The sequence below is a fragment of the Micromonospora sp. C28ISP2-4 genome (assembly GCF_030519385.1).
Taxonomy (GTDB): Bacteria; Actinomycetota; Actinomycetes; order Mycobacteriales; family Micromonosporaceae; genus Micromonospora; species Micromonospora tulbaghiae.
Genome location: NZ_JAUMKG010000006.1, coordinates 518,847 through 538,801, shown reverse-complemented (window position 1 = coordinate 538,801; position 19,955 = coordinate 518,847). Strand labels below are relative to the sequence as shown.

Genomic DNA, 19,955 nt, shown 5'->3' with positions numbered 1-19,955 from the left:
GTTTCGACACGCCGGGCCGGGTGAATCCGGCCGGGAGCGGGGTACGCCGTCGCGTGCGCCGCCACCGGGTCGTCGTCGTGGGCGCCGGGTTCTCCGGTCTGGCCTGCGCGCTCGCGCTGGACGCGGCCGGTGCCGAGGTGCGGGTGCTGGAGGCCCGGGACCGGGTGGGCGGCCGGACACTGAGCCGCGCGCTGCCCGGCGGTGGCTGGCTCGATCTGGGCGCGCAGTGGATCGGCCCGACCCAGGGCCGGATGTACGCGCTGGTGGCCGCGTACGGCCTGGCCACGTTCCCCTCCCCCGCGCACGGCGCGCCGACGCTGCTGCTCGGCGGACGCCCGGCCACCGGTGCGCCGCCGGGGCTGTCCGGGCTGCTGGGCACGCTCGACGAGATGGCGGCCCGGATCGATCCGGCGGCGCCGTGGCGGGCGGACGACGCGGCCCGGTGGGACCGGGTCACGCTGGGCGGCTGGCTCGACGCGAGCGCGGCCGACCCGGTCACCGCCCGGTACGCCGGCCGGCTGCTCGCCGGTGGCCTGCTGGCCGTCTCGCCGGACGAGGTCTCGCTGCTGCACATGCTGTTCTACCTGCGCAGCGGCGGCGGCACCCGGTCGCTGCTCGGCATGGCCGGTGGCGCCCAGCAGGACCGGCTGGTCGGCGGCCCGGCCGCGCTGGCCGAGCGGATGGCCGCCGCGCTGCCGCCGGGGAGCCTGTGCCTGCGCGCCCCGGTGGACGGCGTCGCGCAGGACGGTGACGGCGTGCGGGTGCGCGCCGGCGGCGAGACGTACCGCGGCGACGCGGCGGTGGTCGCGCTGGCGCCGACGCTGGCCGGGCGCATCCGGTACGACCCGCCGCTGCCGCCGCTGCGCGACGGGCTCACCCAGCGGATGCCGATGGGCGTGGCACTGAAGGTGCACGCGATCTACCCGGAGCCGTTCTGGCGCTCCGACGGCCGCTCCGGTGTGTCCAGCACCGACGCCGGGCCGCTCACCGAGACGGTGGACAACTCGCTGCCGGACGCGCCGGGCGGGGTGCTCACCGCGTTCAGCTACGGCGCGCAGGCCCGGGCGCTGCGCCGGCTGCCGGAGGACGCGCGCCGGGACGCGCTGCGCGACGCGCTGGCCGCGATCTTCGGCCCGGCCGCCGCCCGCCCCGACGACCTCGTCGAGTACGACTGGTCGGCCGACGAGTGGACGCGCGGCTGCTTCTGCGGCGTCCTGCCGCCCGGCGCGTGGTGCGGGTACGGCCCGGAGCTGCGCACGCCGGTGGGCCGTGTGCACTGGGCCGGCACCGAGACCGCGACCCGGTGGAGCGGCTACCTGGAGGGCGCGGTGAGCGCCGGGGAGCGCGCCGCCGCCGAGGCGCTCGCCCAGCTCGGCTGAGCACCCTATCCAGTGAGATTCTTCGATGCTCTCTATTGAAAAGTTTCTCCGCCCTGTGACCTAATGACGACAGTTCCTTTCGTCATACTCCCGCCGCCCGAGCGCGGCAACCCCCAGGGAGGACAGATGCACGGTTCGATCCGATCGGCGCTGCGCGCGGCCGGAGCCGCGCTGCTCGCCACCGCCACCGTCGCCGCGGCGACCCTGTTCGGGACGGCCCCCGCCTCCGCCGCCCCGGCCGGGCTGCCCGGCATGGACGTGTCCAGCTACCAGGGCAACGTGAACTGGTCCGGGGCGTGGGCCAACGGCGCCCGGTTCGCGTACGTCAAGGCGACCGAGGGCACCTACTACACCAACCCGTACTTCGCCCAGCAGTACAACGGCTCGTACAACGTCGGGATGATCCGCGGCTCGTACCACTTCGCCCGCCCGGACACCACGACCGGCGCCACCCAGGCCAACTACTTCGTCGACCACGGCGGCGGCTGGTCGAAGGACGGGCGGACGCTGCCCGGCGCGCTGGACATCGAGTACAACCCGTACGGCGCGACCTGCTACGGGCTGAGCCAGGCGTCGATGCGCAGCTGGATCGCCTCGTTCGTCAACCAGTACTACGCCCGCACCGGCCGGTGGGCCACCATCTACACCACCACCGACTGGTGGAGCACCTGCACCGGCAACACCTCGCAGTTCGCCGCCAACAATCCGCTGTGGATCGCCCGCTACGCGAGCAGCGTGGGCACGCTGCCGGCCGGCTGGGGCACGTACTCGTTCTGGCAGTGGTCGTCCTCCGGCGTCTTCCCGGGTGACCAGAACGTCTGGAACGGCTCGCTCGACCGGCTGCGCGTACTGGCCTGCAACGGTCCCTGCTGACCCCGGCCCGGGCGTGGCGGGCGGTGCCGGTCCCGCCACGCCCGGCGTACCGGCCGATCCGGCGCCCCCCCTTCCGCGAGGAGGTTGCGATGTCCGTTCCCGTACCCCGGCGGACCGTGCTGCGCGGCGCGGTCCTGCTCGGCGCCGCCGCCGGCGTCGGCGCGCTGACCCAGATCGGCTCCCGTCCCGACGCGCGGGCCGCCGCCATCCGGGTCGACCAGCCGACCATCGCCAACTGCGCGACCTGGGGCGCCCGCCCGCCCTCGTCGCCGGTGAGCGTGGTGACCAGCCGGCCCAACAAGATCATCGTCCACCACACGGCGTTCCCGAACACCACCGACTACAGCCTCGCCCAGGCGTACCGCAACTCCCGCGACATCCAGAACCTGCACATGGACAGCAACGGCTGGCTCGACTCCGGGCAGCACTTCACAAACAGCCGGGGCGGCTACCTGACCGAGGGCCGGCACGGCAGCCTCTACGCGCTGCTGCACGGCCAGACCATGGTGCAGGGCGCACACTGCGTCGGGCAGAACAGCCAGGCCATCGGCATCGAGAACGACGGCATCTACCTGGACGTGCAGCCACCGCAGGCGCTCTGGAACAGCCTGGTCACGTTCTGCGCGTTCACCTGCCAGCAGTACGGCATCGCGCCCACCGAGATCTACGGGCACAAGGACTTCAACGACACGCAGTGCCCCGGCCTGCTGCACGGCCGCCTGCCGGAGCTGCGCCGTACCGTCGCCGCCCGCCTCGGCGGCTGACCACGGGGGTACGCGGGGCGCCCGGGTGCGACGGGCGCCCCGCGTCGCGCCAGTTTTATTCCTCGCTTATATAAGTGGGGTCTGATAGAAAGGCGTGGTGCACGCCTTCGACGTCCTCGGCGACCCGGTCCGCCGCCGGATCCTGGAACTGCTCGCCGACGGCGAACAGCCGGCCGGCGCGCTCGGCGAGACCGTGCGGCGCGAGTTCGGCATCAGCCAGCCCGCCGTCTCCCAGCACCTCAAGGTGCTGCGCGAGCACGGCTTCACCACAGTGCGCGCCCAGGGCACCCGCCGCCTCTACGCCGTGGACCCCGGCCCGCTGCGCGAGATCGACGCCTGGCTGGACGGGTTCCGCCGCTTCTGGACCCCGCCGCTGGCGGCGCTCGCCACCGAACTGGCCCGGGGGCGCCGCGAACGACGGCTGCGCGAGGACACCACCGACGACGAGAGGACCGACCCATGATCGACGTGACCGGACAGATCAGCGCCGTCGAGCGCCGCATCGGCGACCGTACGCTCCCCGCCGGGCAGGCGCGGGTGCTCACCATCGCCCAGACGTACGACGCGCCGGTGGCCGACGTCTTCGACGCGTGCACGAACCCGGAACGGATACCGCGCTGGTTCCTGCCGGTCTCCGGTGACCTGAGCCTCGGCGGCCGCTACCAGCTGGAGGGCAACGCCGGCGGCACCGTCGAACGCTGCGACCCGCCGCACGGCTTCGCCGCCACCTGGGAGTTCGGCGGCGAGGTGAGCTGGATCGAGGTACGGCTGCGCGAGGCGGGGCCGGGGCGCACCCGACTCGAACTGGAACACGTCGCGCACGTCGACGACCAGCGGTGGGCCGAGTACGGTCCGGGCGCCGTCGGTATCGGCTGGGACCTGGCACTGGTCGGGCTGGCCTCCCACTTCGCCGCCGCCGGCACGGGTGTCGACCCGGCCGCCGCAGCCGAGTGGATGGCCTCGGACGAGGGCCGACGTTTCGTCACCGAGTCCAGCACCAGCTGGACGGCAGCAAGCATCGACGCGGGTACCCCCAGTGAGCAGGCACGAGCCGCAGGCGAGCGCGTGCGCTCCTTCTACACCCCCACCCCCTGACGCGGCCGACCCCCATCCCTCGCCGATCTTGCAGTTCGGGCCCTCGCGATGCCTGATTTGAGCTGGATTGCGGGGTACCAAACTGCAAGATCGGCGAGGGGCTACGGGGGTGTGGTGGGCGCGAGCCGCCGCACTTCCGGCGTTCGCCCTGGGCGCTTCGAGATCTTGGTACGGAAGGGCCCTCATGGGGGCCGATTCCTACCAAGATCTCTCCGCTTCCCGTGATGCGGAATGCGCTTCTCTGGAAGTGAGCCGGTCCGGGTCGGCGAAGTGCGCCGGGGCGTGGTTGGCCGCGTTGATCGCCACTCCGACGATCGCGCCGCGCGGGATGCGTTCGGCCGGGTCGTCGACGTCCTCGGTGGCGTTGCGGGGGGGGGGCCGGGGGGGCGCGGGGGGTGGCCGGGCGGAGAGGGGGGCCGTCTCCCGGATGGCGGCCGGTGGCGTGGTCGAGCCGGTGTGGCGGGTGGCGGGTGGCGGGGCCGGTGTCGGCGGGCGGTTTTGTCCTATCTGGACCGCTTCCCTGCCGCGGGAAAAAGCGGCGGTGGGACGTCGGTGGGGTGGGGCAGACTGCGGGGCATGCCGATCCGTTCCGTCGCCGACCTGACCGACGCGCTCGACGCCGACCAGACGTTCAAGTACCTGCACTTCTGGGGACACCGGCCGCAGCGCGACGGCAGCGTCGGCGCGGGCTGCCTGAGCCAGTGGTGGCCGGCGGCGTTCACAGTGGACGGGCGGGAGTTCGCCACCGCCGAACACTGGATGATGTGGCACAAGGCCACGCTCTTCGGTGACCACGCGATCGCCGAGCGGGTGCTTGCCGCCGGGCATCCGCACCGGGCCAAGGCGCTCGGCCGGCAGGTCCGCGACTTCGACGAGGCGACCTGGGCGGCCCGCCGCTACGAGATCGTGGTGGCCGGCAGCGTCGCCAAGTTCGCTTCGCACGAGCCGTTGCGGCGGTTCCTGCTCGGCACCGGCGAGCGGGTGCTCGTCGAGGCCAGCCCGACCGACCGGGTCTGGGGCATCGGCCTGACCGCCGACGACCCGCGCGCCGCGGACCCGGCGACGTGGCGGGGCGACAACCTGCTCGGGTTCGCCCTGATGGGGGCGCGCGCCACGCTCGCCGGCCGAGGGGGGTGACGCCTGACCTGGGGTCGGGGGTGGGGGTAACGTGGCGCGGCGTGACCGCGTACTCGCACTGCTCGTTCTGCGGCGCCGCCTACCCGGCGGGCGCCGGGTGGCCGCGCGTCTGTTCCTCCTGCGGCGAGACGGTGTGGCGCAATCCCCTGCCGGTGGCGGTGGCGGTGCTGCCGGTCCGTACGCCGCAGGGGCTCGGCGTGGTGGTGGTGCGCCGCGACATCGAGCCGGCGCGTGGGCAGCTCGCGCTGCCGGGCGGCTTCATCGAGTACGGCGAGGAGTGGTCCGAGGCGCTCGTGCGTGAGCTGCGCGAGGAGACCGGGCTGCGGGCGGAGGCCGGCGAGGCGCGGCTGTTCGCGGTGCACGGCGCCCCGGCGGGCGGCACCATGATGGTCTTCGGCGTGCTGCCCGAGCGGGCGGTCGGTGACCTGCCGCCGTCGGCGCCGACCGAGGAGGCAACGGAGTGGCTGGTGCTCACCGATCCGGTCGAGCTGGCCTTCTCCACGCACACGCGGGTGCTCGCCGACTTCCTCGCCGGGCAGCGCCCGCTCTGACCGAGACGACCCGGGCAGCGCCCGCTCTGACCGAGGCGACCCGGGCAGGGCTCGGCCGTGACCGACGCGACCCGGGCAGCGCCCAGCCGTGCCGACGCGACCCGGGCAGCGCCCGGCCCTGACCGCGACCAGTCCGGGCAGAGCCGGACGGCCCGGCAAGCTCAGCCCGGTAACGGGCCCGGCACGCTCAGCCCGGTAACGGGCGCGGCGCGGTCAGCCGCGGGCCGGGACCGGCTGGGGTGAGAACGGCACGGCCGCCGGCGCCTCGGTCTCCGGCTCACCGGCCGGGTGCCGCCACAGCCCGCGCCGCCGCAGGATCGGCAGCACTCCCTCGCCGAACCAGTACGCCTCCTCCAGGTGCGGGTGACCGGAGAGGATGAACTCGTCCAGGCCGAGCGCGTGGTACTCGGCGATCCGGTCGGCGACCTCGGTGTGGCTGCCGACGAGCGCGGTGCCCGCGCCGCCGCGTACCAGCCCGAATCCGGCCCACAGGTTCGGCGAGACCTCCAGCCCGTCGCGGGAGCCGCCGTGCAGGTCGAGCATCCGCCGCTGCCCCTCGGACTCGCTGCGCCGCAGCCCCTCCTGCACCGCGCGCACGTCGGCCTCGGGAATGCCGTCGAGCAGCTTGCGGGCCTGGGCCCACGCCTCCTCGGCGGTGTCCCGGCTGATCACGTGCAGCCGGATGCCGTACCGCAGCTCGCGGCCGGACTCGGCGGCGAGCCCGCGGATCCAGTCCAGCTTGCCAGCCACCTGCGCGGGCGGCTCGCCCCAGGTCAGGTACACGTCGCTGTGCCGTACCGCCACCGGCCCGGCCGCGCCGGAGGACCCGCCGAAGTAGACCGGCGGCACCGGGTCGGGCACCCGGCCGAGCCGGGCGCCCTCGACCCGGACGTGGGCGCCGTCGAAATCGACCGTCTCGCCGCGCCACAGCGCCCGCACCACGTGCAGGAACTCGTCGGTACGCGCGTACCGGGCGTCCTTGTCCAGGAAGTCGCCGTACGCGCGCTGCTCGGCGGACTCGCCACCGGTGACCACGTTGAGCAGCAGCCGCCCGCCGGACAGGCGCTGGAACGTGGACGCCATCTGCGCGGCGAGGGTGGGTGAGAGCAGGCCGGGCCGGAACGCGACGAGGAACTTCAGCCGCTCGGTCACCTCGGTGAGCATCGCTGTGGTCAGCCAGGCGTCCTCGCACCAGGCGCCGGTGGGGGTGAGCGCCCCGGCGAAGCCGAGCTGTTCGGCGGTGCGGGCGATCTGCCCCAGGTACGCGACGCTCGCGGGCCGTGCGCCGCCGGCGGTGCCGACCGGTACGCCGTGACCGCCGCCCACGATGTCCCGGCTGTCGCCGTAGGTCGGCAGGAACCAGTGGAAGGTGAGCGACATGGTGTACCTCCGGTGCGCTGTCGGACGGGTCGCCTCCTGAGTGGTGGGACGACCACGCCGATACCCTACCCATAAAACCTATCGGGTTGGTAGGTTGCTGTCGCCCGTCGATGCCGGGCCCTTCCCCTCCCCGAGGAGTCGTCATGCGTACCCCCAGATCCCGCCGCCGGCCGCTGGCCGCGCTGCTCACCACCCTCGCGCTGCTCGCCGCGACGGCGCTGACGGCCTGCGGCGGCGAGGCGGCCGACGCCAGCGGCGGCGGCGACGGCCCGCTGCGGATCGGCTACCAGCGCTTCGGCGGGCTCAGCCTGGTCAAGGCGCGCGGCGACGCGAAGAACGTCACCTGGTCGCTGTTCGAGAGCGGCCCGGCCCTGACCGAGGCGCTGAAGGCCGGCTCGATCGACATCGGCCAGGTCGGCGAGGCGCCGCCGGTGTTCGCCGCCGCCGGGAAGATCCCGTTCTCCGTGGTCGGCACGTCCGCACCGATCCCGCAGGGCGAGGCGGTGCTGGTCAAGGCGGACAGCCCGTACCGCGGCTTCGCCGACCTGCGCGGGAAGACGGTCGCGCTGAACAAGGGCTCCAACGTGCACTGGCTGCTGGTCAAGCTGCTGGAGGCGAACAAGATGACGCTCGCCGACATCAAGGTGAAGTACCTCAAGCCCGCCGAGGGGCGGCCCGCGTTCGACAACGGTCAGGTCGACGCGTGGATCATCTGGGACCCCTACTTCGCGCTGGCCGAGCAGCCGGGCGTACGGGTGCTCGCCGACGCCACCGGCCTGGCCGGCAACCGCGAGTACGTGCTGGCCGCGCCGGACGCGGTGAAGAACCGCACCGCTGACGTGCAGGCGTTCCTGAACACGTACCGGCAGACCACCGACTGGGGCATCGCCCACCCGAGCGAGCGGGCCGCCATCCTCGCCCCGGAGCTGAAGATCCCGCTGGACGTGACCACCCGGGCCCTGGCCCGCAGCGCCAAACCGCTCGCCCCGGTCACCCCGGAGATCGGCGCCGAGTTGCAGGCCATCGCCGACAGCTTCGTGGAGCTGAAGCTGGTGCCCGGGCCGGTCGACATCGCCGGTCGGGTGGACGGCCGGTTCAACGAGGCGTTCCAGTGAGCGGTCCGGCGCTGGCCGAGGCGACCGCTCCGGTCGTACCCGAGCGGGCGACGCCGCGGCGGTCGCGGGCCCGCGCCTCGCGGCGGTGGCGGCGTGCGGTGAGCCCGGTCGTGCTGGTGCTCGCCTGGGAGATCGCCGCGCGGACGGGGCTGCTCGCCCCGGAAAAGCTGCCCGCGCCGAGCGCGGTGCTGGCGACCGGGTGGCGGCTCGCGCGCGACGGGACGCTCGGCGTGCACCTGCTCGACTCGCTCACCCGCGCCGCGCTCGGCCTGCTCATCGGCGGCGGCCTGGCGCTGGTGCTCGGCGCGGCGGCCGGGCTGCTGCGCCTCGGCGACGACCTGGTCGACCCGCCGGTGCAGATGGCCCGGATGCTGCCGCACCTGGGCCTGGTCCCGCTGCTGATCATCTGGGTGGGCATCGGCGAGTCGCTGAAGGTCACGCTCGTCGCGCTCGGCGCGTTCTTCCCGATCTACTTCAACACGTACGCCGGCATCCGCGACATCGACGAACGCCTGGTGGAGGCGGCGCGCACCTGTGGTCTCGGCGCGGCGGCCCGGCTGCGGCACGTGGTGCTGCCCGGCGCGCTGCCCGCGCTGTTCCTCGGGTTGCGGCTGGCCATCGGCGCGGCCTGGCTCAGCCTGGTCGTCGGCGAGCAGGTGAACGCGCAGACCGGCGTCGGCTTCCTGATGATGGAGGCGCGCGAGTTCAGCCAGACCGACGTGGTGGTGCTCGGGCTGCTCATCTACGCGCTGCTGGGCCTCGCCTCCGACCTGCTCATCCGGTACGCGGAGAGGAGGACGCTGGCATGGCGACGCGGCCTGCGCGCGACCTGACCGGGCCGGTGCTCACCGCGCGCGCGGTGACCCGGTCCTTCGGCCCGGCGGTGGTGCTGGCCGGGGCGGACCTGACCATCGCCGCCGGAGAGACGGTGGCGCTGCTGGGCGGCAGCGGCTCCGGCAAGAGCACGCTGCTGCGCGTGCTCGCCGGGCTCGACGGCGACGCCGGCGGCGAGCACGCGGTGCACGGCACCGCCGCCGTGGTGTTCCAGGAGCACCGACTGCTGCCCTGGAAACGGGTGGCAGACAACGTGGCGCTCGGGCTGACCGGGCCGGACGTGGGCGAGCGGGTCGGCCGCGCGCTGGCCGAGGTGGGGCTCGCCGACCGGGGCCGGGCCTGGCCGGCCGAGCTGTCCGGCGGGCAGGCGCAGCGCGTCGCGGTGGCCCGCGCGCTGGTCCGCGAACCGGACCTGCTGCTGCTGGACGAGCCGTTCGGCGCGCTCGACGCGCTGACCCGCCTGCGCATGCAAGGGCTGCTGCGGCGGCTGCGCGCCCAGCACGGCTTCGCGGCGCTGCTCGTCACCCACGACGTGGAGGAGGCGCTGCTGCTGGCCGACCGCGTCCTGCTCCTCGACGACGGCGTGATCGCCGAGGAGGTGCCGGTACGGCTCGGCCCGTCCCCGAGCCCCGACGACCCGGCCCTCGGCGCGCTGCGCCGCCACCTGCTCGACCGCCTCGGCGTACCCGCCGGCTGACCGCGAGGGAGAACAGATGACCCGCTGGACACCCGACCCGACGTTCTACCCCTCCCCCGCGCTCGCCGCGACCGCGCCGGCCGAGAAGCTCGCGTACGTCGCCGCGTTCGACCGCTCCGGGCAGCGCCCCGACGCCATCGCGGTGCTCGACACCGACCCGGACTCCGGCTCGTACGGCCGGGTGGTGGGCTGGACCGAGCTGCCGGACACCGGCGCCGAGCTGCACCACTTCGGCTGGAACGCGTGCAGCAGCGCGCTCTGCCCGACCGCGCCGCACCCGCACGTGGAACGCCGCTACCTGATCGTGCCGGGCCTGCGCTCGTCCCGGATCCACGTGCTCGACACCAAGCCCGACCCGCGCCGGCCGAGCCTGGTCAAGGTGATCGAGGCGAAGGAGCTGGGCGAGCGAGCCGGGTACTCCCGCCCGCACACCGTGCACTGCGGGCCGGACGGCATCTACGTCTCCGCGCTCGGCGGCGCGGACGGGCAGGAGGGGCCCGGCGGCATCGCCGTGCTCGACCACACCACGTTCGAGGTACGCGGCGCGTGGGAGGCCGACCGGGGGCCGCAGTTCCTGGCGTACGACTTCTGGTGGCACTACACCCAGGACGTGCTGGTCACCAGCGAGTGGGGCACGCCGTCGATGATCGAGGACGGCATCGTCGGTGAGCTGCTGCTGGGCCGCCGGTACGGGCACGCGATCCACTTCTGGGATCTGGCGAAGCGCCGGCACGTGCAGCGCGTCGACCTCGGCGACCAGTACCAGATGCCGCTGGAGCTGCGCCCCGCGCACGACCCGACGAAGTCGTACGGCTTCGTCGGCGTGGTGATCAGCGTCGAGGACCTGTCCGCGTCGATCTGGCTGTGGCACCGCGACGGCGACGCCTGGGCGGTGACCAGGGTGATCGACATCCCGGCGGAGCCGGCCGACCCGGCCGACCTGCCGGACCTGCTCAAGCCGTTCGGGGCGGTGCCGCCGCTGGTCACCGACATCGACCTGTCGGTGGACGACCGGTTCCTGCACGTCTCCTGCTGGGGCACCGGCGAACTGATCCGCTACGACGTCAGCGACCCGTTCCACCCGGTACGCGTCGGCTCGGTGCGCCTGGGCGGCATCGTCAACCGCACCCCGCACCCGGCGTTCCCGGACGAACCGCTGGCCGGCGGGCCGCAGATGGTCGAGATCAGCCGCGACGGCCGGCGTGTCTACGTGAGCAACTCGCTCTACGGCGCCTGGGACGACCAGTTCTACCCCGACGGGGTGGGCGCCTGGGTGGCGAAGCTCGACGTCGACCCGGAGAGCGGCGGCCTCGTCCCGGACCCGCGGTTCTTCCCGCGCGGGGAGGAGTTCCGCGGCCGGCGCGTGCATCAGACCCGGTTGCAGGGCGGCGACGCCTCGTCCGACTCGTACTGCTTCCCGTGACCGGCGCGACCTGGGCGGCGCTGGCCGGCCTCGGCGCGTTCCACGGCCTGAACCCGGCGATGGGGTGGCTGTTCGCGGTGGCCCGGGGCCTGCAGGGGCGCCGCCGGGCCGCGCTGCTGGCGGCCCTGCCACCGATCGCGGCCGGCCACCTGGCGTCGGTGGCTGTGGTCGCCGCGCTGGTCAGCGCGACCCGGTCGGTGACGGCCAGCACCGTGGTCGCGGTGGCCGGCGGGGTGCTGCTGGTCGGGTTCGGGTTGTGGCGGCTGCTGTCCGACCGGCACTTCCGGTGGGCCGGGATGCGGTTGTCCGCGGCGCAGCTCACCGCCTGGTCGTTCCTGATGTCGGCGGCGCACGGCGCGGGCCTGATGCTGCTGCCGGTGCTGCTCGCCGAACCGGCGGCCGGCGCCGGCCCGCACGCCGGGCACCTCGCCGCCGCGCCGGCCGGCGCGCTGACCGGGCTGCTCGCCGCGGCCGTGCACACAGTCGCCATGCTCGCCGTCGCGCTGGCCGTGGCCCTGCTGGTGTACGAGGTGCTCGGCGTCGGTGTGCTGCGCCGGGCCTGGTTCAACGTCGACCGGCTCTGGGCCGGTGTGCTCGTCGCGGCGGGGGTGGTGACGCTGATCGGTGCCGCGTGAGTCGCCCACCTGGGATGGATCGATGGGAAGTCCTACTGATTGAATAGGAAAGGCAGCGTCGCCCACCTCCGGAGGTCAGTCGTGAGTCAGTCCCCGTCCTCAGCCGAAGCCGTCCACGACGCCGACCGGAGCCGGCAGTGGCTCGCCGGGCAGGCACACGGGCCGGGCGTCGACCGCGACCGGCTGCTGGAGGTGGGCGCGGCGATGGCCGCGGTGACCGCCGCCGCCGCCGAGCGCGAGCCGGTAGCGGTGGCGTCCGCGCCGGTCGGCGTCGACCCCGGCGCGCCGATCGTCAAGCCGCTGCCGCCGGAGCTGCTGCGCCCGCTGGACACCAACGCCGAGATGCGCTGGCCCTCGATGGCCGGTCAGGGGTACGTGGTCCCGACCGACCGCTTCTTCGTCCGCAACCACACACTCACCCCGCACCTGGACGCGGCCACCTGGCGGCTGCGGCTGTTCGGCGACGGCCTGCGCGGTACGCCCACCCGCGACAACCCGGTCGAGTTCGACCTCGACGAGCTGCGCCGGCTGCCCGCCGAGGAGCACGCGGCGCTGCTGGAGTGCGCCGGCAACGGGCGCCGCTACTTCGCCGAACAGCAGGACGAGCCCGCCCCGGGCGTGGCGTGGGGGCTGGGCAGCGTCGGCGTGGCCCGGTGGCGGGGCGTCCGGCTCGGCACGGTGCTGCGGCTGGCCGGGCTGCGTGACGAGGCGGTCGACGTGATGCCCGAGGGCCTCGACCCGGACTACGTCTCCGGCGGGGTCAACCTCGGCCGGGTACGCCGCCCGATGCCCGTCGCCAAGGCCCTGGACGACGTGCTGCTGGCGTACGAGATGAACGGCGAGCCGCTGCCCGCCGACCACGGTTTCCCGGTGCGGGTCGTGGTGCCCGGCTGGGTCGGCATCTCCTCGATCAAGTGGGTGGGCGCGATCGAGGTCTCCACCACCCCCCTGTTCTCGCCGTGGAACACGCAGTTCTACCGGATGTTCGGCCCCGGCCACCCGGCCGACGGCACTGTGCTCACCGCCCAGCCGGTGCGCAGCGCGTTCGAGCTGCCCTGGGACGCCCGGGTGCCGGCCGGTGAGGAGGTGCTGCTGACCGGCCGTTCCTGGTCCGGCAACGGCCCGATCGAGCACGTCGAGGTGGACACCGGCGACGGGTGGCGCCCCGCCGACCTGGTCACCGCGGACCGGGGTGGCGCCTGGCAGCGCTGGACCGTGCGCTGGCGCCCGCCGGCCACCGGACGGCACGTCCTGCGCGCCCGCGCCACCGACCGTACCGGCGCACGGCAGCCCGACCGGGCCGCGCCGAACGACCTCGCGTATCTCTTCGACGCCGTGGTGGCCCACCCCGTGACCGCCTGCTGACGCCGCTCAGGTGGTGCTGAGATAGGCCGGCGGCACGGTGTCGGTGAGCCACACCCCGTTCGCGGAGCGGTAGAACAGGTACCCGGCCTCGGCCATCGCCGCCGCGTCCACGGTCAGCACCACCACCGCGCCGCCCCGGCGCGCGCCGACGCGCCGGGCCGTCGCCACATCAGGCGACAGGTGTACGTGGTGCCGTCCGCCCCGGCGCAGCCCCTGCGCCCGGATCGCGTCCAGCACGGCCTCGCCGGTGCCGTGGAACAGCCGGGGCGGCGGCGTGGCCGGGGCCAGGCCGAGGTCGACCGGGACCGAGTGCCCCTGGCTGGCGCGGATCCGGTCGGCCCCGTCCGGGCCGGTCTCGACCGCGAACCGCTGCTTGTCGTTGCCCGCGACCACGGCGTCCAGTTGGGCGCGGCTGATCCCCAGCCCGGCGAGCACGTCGGCCACCGGCACCCAGCCGGCCCGGTCCAGCCGCAGGCCGAACGTGTCCGGCCGGTGCCGCAACGCCAGCGACAGCCGCTTGCTCACCCGAACGAGATCCCGGTTTTCCACCCGCCCAGTCTGCTGCCGCCGCGGTCCCCTGTCGACACAGTTCCCCCGGCGCCCCTTGTTCTCGTCGATCTTGCGGTTTCGGCCCTGCGGATGTCGGGTTCGCACTCTTTGCCGGGGCAGGTACCCCATGATCGGCAAGCCAGGGCGAGAGGAGCGTGGGTCAGGCGGCGGCTCGGGCCGGGAGGGGGCGGCGGCGGTGGGACGGGTCGGTCAGGGTGGGCGGGGACCAGGCCCCGTCGGGCTGGTAGAGGTTCGTGCCGGGCGGGACGATCTCGTCGATCCGGTCCAGCACCGCGTCGTCGAGCGTCAGCTCCGCCCCCGCCAGCAGCGCGTCCAGCTGGTCCATGGTCCGCGGTCCGATGATGGTCGACGTGACCGCCGGGTGCACGGCGGTGAACGCCACGGCGAGCTGCGGCAGCGTGCAGCCCACCTCGTCGGCGAGCGCGACCAGGTCCTCCACGGCGGCGTACTTGGCGGTGTTACCCGGCAGCGCCGGGTCGAACCGGGCCGGGGTGAGCGCCGGCCGCCCGGCCCCGAGGTCGACGGGCCGGCCCTGCCGGTAGCGGCCGGACAGGAACCCGGACGCCAGCGGGCTCCACACCAGCACGCCCATCCGGTAGCGGCGGCAGACCGGCAGCACCGACGTCTCGACGCCGCGCGCCAGGATCGAGTACGGCGGCTGCTCGGTGCGGAACCGGCCGAGCGCCCGCCGCTCGGCGACGTGATGCGCCTCCACGATCTCCTCGGCCGGGAAGGTCGAGCAGCCGAACGCGCGGATCTTCCCGGCCCGGACCAGGTCGGTGAGCGCGCCGAGCGTCTCCTCGACGTCGGTGGTGTGGTCCGGTCGGTGCACCTGGTAGAGGTCGATCCAGTCGGTGCCCAGCCGACGCAGGCTGTCCTCGACCGCCCGGACGATCCAGCGCCGCGAGTTGCCGCCCCGGTTGGGCCCCTCCCCCATCGGGAAGTGCACCTTGGTGGCGAGCACCACGTCGTCGCGGCGGCCGCGCAGGGCCTTGCCGACGATCTGCTCCGACTCGCCGGCCGAGTACATGTCGGCGGTGTCCACGACGTTGATCCCGCGGTCGAGTGCCGCGTGGACGATCCGGACGCAGTCGTCGTGGTCGGGGTTGCCGACCGCGCCGAACATCATGGTGCCGAGGCAGTGGACGCTGACCTCGATGCCGGTGCCGCCGAGGACGCGATAGCGCATGTGAACTCCCTGGGTCGCACCGCGCCGGCCGGGTGGCGCGCGGTCCGGTCACGGTAGGAGTTCGAGTGCGCTGGAGGTCAACCGTCGGCGGCGGGCTCCGCGCTGCCGGCGAGGTAACCGGCCGCCTGCAACTCGAACAGCTCCCGGTAGAGCCCGCCCTGAGCCATCAGCGTGTCGTGGTCGCCGGACTGCACGAGCCGGCCGTGGTCCATCACGAGGATCCGGTCGGCGTGCCGGACGTCGGCGAGCCGGTGGGTGATCAGCACGACGGCCCGGTCCGGGTGCCGCCGCAGGTGCTGGAAGAGGGCGTGCTCGGCGCGCGCGTCAAGCGCTGCGGACGGCTCGTCGCAGATCAGCAGCCGGGCGTCGCGATAGAGGCCGCGCGCGGCCACCAGCCGCTGCCACTGCCCGCCGGACAGGTCCTGCCCGTTCTTGAACTGCCGGTCCAGCAGCGTGTCGTACCCGAACGGCAGCTCGCTGATCATGTCGTGCGCGGCGGCTTCCCGGGCGGCGGTCTCCACGCTGGGGCCGGGCCCGCCGGCGCGGTCGTGGCGGCCGGCCCGGATGTTCTGCCGGGCGGTGAACGGGAACTTCCACCAGTCCTGGCTCATCACCGCGACCTGGGCGGCGGTCTGCCGTGGGTCCAGCTCGGCGGCGTCCACGCCGTCCCAGCGGATCGTGCCGCCGGTGGGCCGGTAGAGGCCGGCGATCAGCTTGGCGAGCGTGGTCTTGCCGGAGCCGTTCTCCCCCACCAGCGCGATCACCTCGCCGCGCCGGACCGTGAGGCTGACCTCGTCGACAGCCGCCGTGTCGGTGTCCGGGTAGCGCAGGCTGACCCGCTCGACGTCGATGCGCGTGAACCCGTCGACCGGCAGGTGCCCGCCCGCCGGGATCCGCCGCGTCGCCCGGTCGAGGAAGTCGCGGTAGTCCTGGTAGTAGAGGGCGTCCTCGTAGAGCGAGTTGGTGGCGAAGATCGCCGTGCGCAGGCTCGTCCGCGCGGACTGGAGCGCGAGCAGCGCGGTGGCCGCCGCCGCGAGCGCCACCACGCCGCCCACCAGCAGCCCGCCCAGCACCACGTAGAGTCCGAAGGCGGCGATGCCCGTGATGGACAGGCCGATCGCCCGGGTGACCGTCTGCGCGCGGGCCAGGCGCAGCTCGGCGCTCGTCTCCAGGCGCGTCACGAGGTGGTATTCCGAGAGCAGGAAGTCGCGCATCTGGTAGGCGCGGATCTCGGCCGCGGTGTGCCGGTTGGCCATCAGGTCGCCCAGCATCCACTTGCGTCGCCGCCGGGTGATCCGGGCGAGCCAGTCGACGTGCTGACGGCGGGCCATCCGCACCGCCGTCACCGCCTCCGGCGCGGCGGCGACCACCAGGCAGGGCAGCAGGAGCGGGTGGATGATCGTCACCGCGGTAGCCGTGGCGATCACGCCGACCACGCCGGTGACCAGGTTGACCGTGTCGTTGACCAGCGAGCCCGCCTCGGCCAGTCCCCGGTCTCGGGCGCGGTCCATCTCCTCGGCGAACCCGGCGTCGTCGAAGGCCGCCAGTTCCACAGCGGACGTCGTCTCGAACAGCCGCCGCTCCACCGTGAAGTTGATCTGCGGTACGAGCCGGGCCTGCGCCCATCCGGCGGCGATGGTCAGCGCACCGCGCCCGGCGACGGCGGCCGCCGCCAGCGCCAGGGCGGGCAGGGCCGCCCGGATCCGGTCCGGTGTCGGGCCGGCCGCGAACAACTGGTGGAGCACCCCGGTGGTGGCGAGCAGGCCCAGCGTGGTGAGGACACCGGCGGCGACGTTGAGGCCCAGCGAGGCGGTGGTGTCCCGGCGGCTGGTCGCCCAGGCGAGACTGATCGCCTCGCGGATCAGCGCGGGCAACCGGCGCGCCACCGACCAGAAGCCGGTGTGGGCCAGTTCGGTGGCCCGGTGCATCCAGTGCGGATCGACGAGCTCGGGCAGTGTCGTCTCCCCGGCCGGCTCCTCCGGGTCGGACGGAGGACGAGGACGGATCTCCCCGGCCATGGCACCCCCTGGACGCGTGCGGCAGCAACGCTGGATACTACGTTCCGCTATCGAAGGATGCCACTCAGTGATCGGCGTGTCGTACAGCTGTCCCAACGGCGTGTCCCGGCGCGGTGGCCGGAAAGACCCGCCCGCACGGTGACGGCCGCCGGGTCGCGTCGCGCGCGACCGGTCCGGGTGGCAGGCTTGTGGGGTTCGCCGGCGCAGGCCGGCCGACCGCCCGTCGCGAAGGAGAAGATCGACCCGATGGCTGTGGACGTCACCACCACCGACGAATGGCAGGCGCTGCGCAAGCACGCCGAGGCGATGCGCGGCACGCACCTGCGCGACCTGTTCGCCGCCGACGGGCAGCGGGGTGAGCGGCTCACCGGTGAGGTCGCCGACCTGCACGTGGACTACAGCAAGAACCTGGTCACCGACGAGACGATCGCGCTGCTCGGCGCGCTCGCCGAGCGGATCGGGCTGACCGACCGGATCGCGGCCATGTTCGCCGGACGGCACATCAACACCACCGAGGACCGGGCGGTGCTGCACACCGCGCTGCGCCTGCCCCCGGACGCGTCACTCACCGTGGACGGCCAGGACGTGGTCGCCGACGTGCACGCCGTGCTGGACCGCATGTCGGCGTTCGCCCAGCGGGTGCGCTCCGGCTCGTGGCGGGGTCACACCGGCGAGCGGATCACCACAGTGGTCAACATCGGCATCGGCGGCTCCGACCTCGGGCCGGTGATGGCGTACGAGGCACTGAAGGCGTACCGGGACGCGGGCATCAGCTGCCGGTTCGTGTCGAACATCGACCCGACCGACATCCACGACAAGACCGCCGACCTGGACCCGGCGAGCACGCTGTTCGTCGTGGTGTCCAAGACCTTCTCCACCCAGGAGACGCTCGCCAACGCCGACCAGGCGCGGCGCTGGCTGCTGGCCGGGCTCGACGCCGACGACGACGCCGTGGCCCGGCACTTCGTCGCGGTCAGCACCAACGAGCAGCGGGTCCGGGACTTCGGCATCGACCCGGAGAACATGTTCGGCTTCTGGGACTGGGTCGGCGGGCGCTACTCGCTGCCGTCCGCTGTCGGCCTGTCGGTCATGCTGGCGATCGGGCCGGACCGGTTCCGCGAGATGCTGGCCGGCTACCACGCTGTCGACGAGCACTTCCGGTCCGCGCCGGTGGAACGCAACGTGCCGGCGCTGCTCGGCCTGCTCAACGTCTGGTACACCGACTTCCTCGGCGCGGAGACCCACGCGGTGCTGCCCTACTCGCAGTATCTGCACCGGTTCCCCGCCTACCTCCAGCAGCTCACCATGGAGAGCAACGGCAAGTCGGTACGCCTCGACGGCTCGCCCGTGACGTACCCGACCGGGGAGATCTTCTGGGGCGAGCCGGGCACCAACGGGCAGCACGCCTTCTACCAGCTCATCCACCAGGGCACCCGGCTGGTCCCGGCGGACTTCATCGCGTTCAGCCGGCCCAACCACGACCTGGGCGACATGCACGACCTGTTCATGTCGAACTTCTTCGCCCAGACCGCCGCGCTGGCGTTCGGGCGGACCCGGGAGCAGGTGGAGGCCGAGGGCACCGCGCCCGAGGTGGTGTCACACCGGGTGATGGTGGGCAACCACCCGACCACGTCGATCCTGGCGCCGAAGCTGACCCCGGCGACGCTCGGCCAGCTGATCGCGCTCTACGAGCACATCGTGTTCACCGAGGCCGCGGTCTGGGACATCAACGCCTTCGACCAGTGGGGCGTGGAGCTGGGCAAGGTGATGGCCAACCAGCTCGCGCCGAAGCTCACCGGCCCGGACCCGGACCTGGCCGACGTGGACACCTCGACCGCCGAGCTGATCCGCCGCTACCGGGCCGAGCGCGGCCGGAGCTGACCGCGCGCCCGTGGCGTCCCGCCCACACCGGGCGGGACGCCACGGGTCAGCGGCGCAGCAGGTCGGCGTGCGCGGCGCGCAGCCGGGTCAGCGCCGGGTCGCCGGCCGGGGTACGGCGGTCGAGTTCGGCCCACGCCTCGGCGAGCGCGTCGGCCAGCACCCGCAGCTCGGCGGCGTGCCGCCGGCCGGACTGCCGGTGCAACTCCTCCAGGCGGCGGGCCCAGCCGGCGCTGATCGCGGCGACACGTTCGGCGTCGGCTCGCGCCTGGGCGCCGGTGCGGGCGGCGGGCGCGGGCACGATCGCGGCGACCGGCCGCGGATCGCCGTCGCGGGTGACGAGCGTGACGGTGTCGGTCAGCTCGGCCAGGGAGACGAGCTGGGTGAGCCGGGTGCGGACCTCGCGCAGCGGCAGGGCGCGCGGCTGGGGGGACCGGTCGGCCAGTGCGGGGACAGCCATGGACACATGTTGACGTCCGGGTACGACAATTTCGGCGGTCAGGCGGTCCACTCCGGCGCCAGCACGGACCAGACCTCCAGGTCGGCGCGGCCGTCGGGCGTCGGCGCGGCCCCACGCATGACGCCGTCGCGGCTCATGCCGAGCCGCCGCGCGACAGCGATGCTGCGGTTGTTGCCGGCCTTCGTGATCCACTCGACGCGGTGGATGCCACGCTCCCGGACCGCCCAGTCGATGATCACGCGCGCGGCACGGGTGACGAGGCCCTGCCCCTCGGCGCCGGGTTCCAGCCAGCAGCCGGCCTCGCACACCCCACGGGTGGTGCTCAGCGACACGAACAGCACGCCGCCGACGAGCGTGCCACGCTGCCAGATGCCCCAGATGCCGCCGTCGTCGCGCGCCCAGCGGTCGGCGTAAGCCTGGAGGACCTTGCGGGCCGACTCGGCGTCGGTGGCGACGAAGGACGCGCCGACCCACGGTGCGATGTGTTCGCGACAGCGGTCGAGGTTGGCCAGGAACTCGTCGGCGTGCCAGGGCGACAGTGGACGCAGCTCGGCGTCGTCGGTGAGGGCGTGGGCGAACATCCGAGGAAGCT

20 protein-coding genes are annotated in these 19,955 nt (G+C 73.9%); 14 read left to right on the top strand and 6 right to left on the bottom strand.

The window, feature by feature from the left end; genetic code table 11:
- Positions 1 to 20 precede the first annotated feature (20 nt).
- The 7 genes from Q3W68_RS23405 (at position 21) to Q3W68_RS23375 (ending at position 5,799) form a co-directional block, all read left to right on the top strand.
- Positions 21 to 1,379 carry an FAD-dependent oxidoreductase gene (locus Q3W68_RS23405; protein WP_302907502.1) on the top strand — a complete coding sequence of 453 codons (1,359 nt, stop codon included), beginning with the start codon at positions 21 to 23 and terminating at the stop codon, positions 1,377 to 1,379.
- Positions 1,380 to 1,505: 126 nt separating this feature from the next.
- On the top strand, positions 1,506 to 2,252 hold the full coding sequence (locus tag Q3W68_RS23400; RefSeq protein WP_302907501.1) for a lysozyme: 747 nt from the start codon (positions 1,506 to 1,508) through the stop codon (positions 2,250 to 2,252).
- 89 nt (positions 2,253 to 2,341) lie between these two features.
- Positions 2,342 to 3,016, top strand: a complete 675-nt coding sequence (locus tag Q3W68_RS23395) for a peptidoglycan recognition family protein (RefSeq protein WP_302907500.1) — start codon at positions 2,342 to 2,344, stop codon at positions 3,014 to 3,016.
- A gap of 97 nt (positions 3,017 to 3,113) precedes the next feature.
- Entirely contained in the window at positions 3,114 to 3,479 is a 366-nt protein-coding gene (locus Q3W68_RS23390) for a helix-turn-helix transcriptional regulator (protein WP_302907499.1), read from the top strand.
- Complete coding sequence (locus tag Q3W68_RS23385) at positions 3,476 to 4,111, top strand: SRPBCC family protein (RefSeq protein ID WP_302907498.1); 636 nt, start codon at positions 3,476 to 3,478, stop codon at positions 4,109 to 4,111. The genes Q3W68_RS23390 and Q3W68_RS23385 overlap by 4 nt, the downstream gene beginning before the upstream one ends.
- 576 nt (positions 4,112 to 4,687) lie before the next feature.
- Positions 4,688 to 5,248, top strand: coding sequence for an NADAR family protein (locus Q3W68_RS23380; protein ID WP_302907497.1), 561 nt, complete (start codon positions 4,688 to 4,690; stop codon positions 5,246 to 5,248).
- 41 nt (positions 5,249 to 5,289) lie between these two features.
- Positions 5,290 to 5,799, top strand: a complete 510-nt coding sequence (locus Q3W68_RS23375) for an NUDIX domain-containing protein (RefSeq protein ID WP_302907496.1) — start codon at positions 5,290 to 5,292, stop codon at positions 5,797 to 5,799.
- 213 nt (positions 5,800 to 6,012) lie between these two features.
- Here the strand turns inward: Q3W68_RS23375 and Q3W68_RS23370 are convergent, their stop codons facing one another.
- The gene (locus tag Q3W68_RS23370; protein WP_302907495.1) at positions 6,013 to 7,179 is read right to left on the bottom strand and encodes an LLM class flavin-dependent oxidoreductase; all 1,167 of its coding nucleotides are present in this window, start codon (positions 7,177 to 7,179) and stop codon (positions 6,013 to 6,015) included.
- A gap of 143 nt (positions 7,180 to 7,322) precedes the next feature.
- Between Q3W68_RS23370 and Q3W68_RS23365 the strand changes: the two genes are divergently transcribed.
- The 6 genes from Q3W68_RS23365 to Q3W68_RS23340 all read left to right on the top strand — a co-directional run bounded on the left by Q3W68_RS23365 (position 7,323) and on the right by Q3W68_RS23340 (position 13,248).
- On the top strand, positions 7,323 to 8,294 hold the full coding sequence (locus Q3W68_RS23365) for a sulfonate ABC transporter substrate-binding protein (RefSeq protein WP_302907494.1): 972 nt from the start codon (positions 7,323 to 7,325) through the stop codon (positions 8,292 to 8,294).
- Complete coding sequence (locus tag Q3W68_RS23360; protein ID WP_302907493.1) at positions 8,291 to 9,127, top strand: ABC transporter permease; 837 nt, start codon at positions 8,291 to 8,293, stop codon at positions 9,125 to 9,127. The genes Q3W68_RS23365 and Q3W68_RS23360 overlap by 4 nt, the downstream gene beginning before the upstream one ends.
- Positions 9,100 to 9,825 (top strand): ABC transporter ATP-binding protein, encoded by a 726-nt coding sequence (locus Q3W68_RS23355; RefSeq protein WP_302907492.1) that lies wholly within the window; start codon positions 9,100 to 9,102, stop codon positions 9,823 to 9,825. Before Q3W68_RS23360 ends, Q3W68_RS23355 begins: the two co-directional genes overlap by 28 nt.
- A gap of 16 nt (positions 9,826 to 9,841) precedes the next feature.
- Entirely contained in the window at positions 9,842 to 11,248 is a 1,407-nt protein-coding gene (locus Q3W68_RS23350; RefSeq protein ID WP_302907491.1) for a selenium-binding family protein, read from the top strand.
- Positions 11,245 to 11,883: a hypothetical protein gene (locus Q3W68_RS23345; RefSeq protein WP_302907490.1), complete on the top strand. Its 639-nt coding sequence runs from the start codon at positions 11,245 to 11,247 to the stop codon at positions 11,881 to 11,883. The genes Q3W68_RS23350 and Q3W68_RS23345 overlap by 4 nt, the downstream gene beginning before the upstream one ends.
- Positions 11,884 to 11,964: 81 nt before the next feature.
- Positions 11,965 to 13,248, top strand: a complete 1,284-nt coding sequence (locus Q3W68_RS23340; RefSeq protein ID WP_302907489.1) for a sulfite oxidase — start codon at positions 11,965 to 11,967, stop codon at positions 13,246 to 13,248.
- A gap of 6 nt (positions 13,249 to 13,254) precedes the next feature.
- On the opposite strand, the gene Q3W68_RS23335 is transcribed toward Q3W68_RS23340, so the two are convergent.
- From Q3W68_RS23335 to Q3W68_RS23325, 3 genes are all read right to left on the bottom strand, one after another.
- Entirely contained in the window at positions 13,255 to 13,797 is a 543-nt protein-coding gene (locus Q3W68_RS23335) for an RNA 2'-phosphotransferase (RefSeq protein WP_302907488.1), read from the bottom strand.
- A 160-nt stretch (positions 13,798 to 13,957) separates the two neighbouring features.
- Positions 13,958 to 15,007, bottom strand: coding sequence for an aldo/keto reductase (locus tag Q3W68_RS23330; RefSeq protein ID WP_302907487.1), 1,050 nt, complete (start codon positions 15,005 to 15,007; stop codon positions 13,958 to 13,960).
- Between the two features lie 77 nt (positions 15,008 to 15,084).
- Positions 15,085 to 17,025: an ABC transporter ATP-binding protein gene (locus Q3W68_RS23325; RefSeq protein ID WP_302907486.1), complete on the bottom strand. Its 1,941-nt coding sequence runs from the start codon at positions 17,023 to 17,025 to the stop codon at positions 15,085 to 15,087.
- Between the two features lie 246 nt (positions 17,026 to 17,271).
- Between Q3W68_RS23325 and pgi the strand changes: the two genes are divergently transcribed.
- Entirely contained in the window at positions 17,272 to 18,906 is a 1,635-nt protein-coding gene (gene pgi / locus Q3W68_RS23320) for a glucose-6-phosphate isomerase (protein WP_302907485.1), read from the top strand.
- Between the two features lie 46 nt (positions 18,907 to 18,952).
- Here pgi and Q3W68_RS23315 read toward each other — a convergent pair whose 3' ends face one another.
- Both Q3W68_RS23315 and Q3W68_RS23310 read right to left on the bottom strand, forming a co-directional pair.
- The gene (locus tag Q3W68_RS23315) at positions 18,953 to 19,363 is read right to left on the bottom strand and encodes a type II toxin-antitoxin system Phd/YefM family antitoxin (RefSeq protein ID WP_302907484.1); all 411 of its coding nucleotides are present in this window, start codon (positions 19,361 to 19,363) and stop codon (positions 18,953 to 18,955) included.
- A 38-nt stretch (positions 19,364 to 19,401) separates the two neighbouring features.
- Entirely contained in the window at positions 19,402 to 19,944 is a 543-nt protein-coding gene (locus tag Q3W68_RS23310; protein ID WP_302907483.1) for a GNAT family N-acetyltransferase, read from the bottom strand.
- Positions 19,945 to 19,955 lie beyond the last annotated feature (11 nt).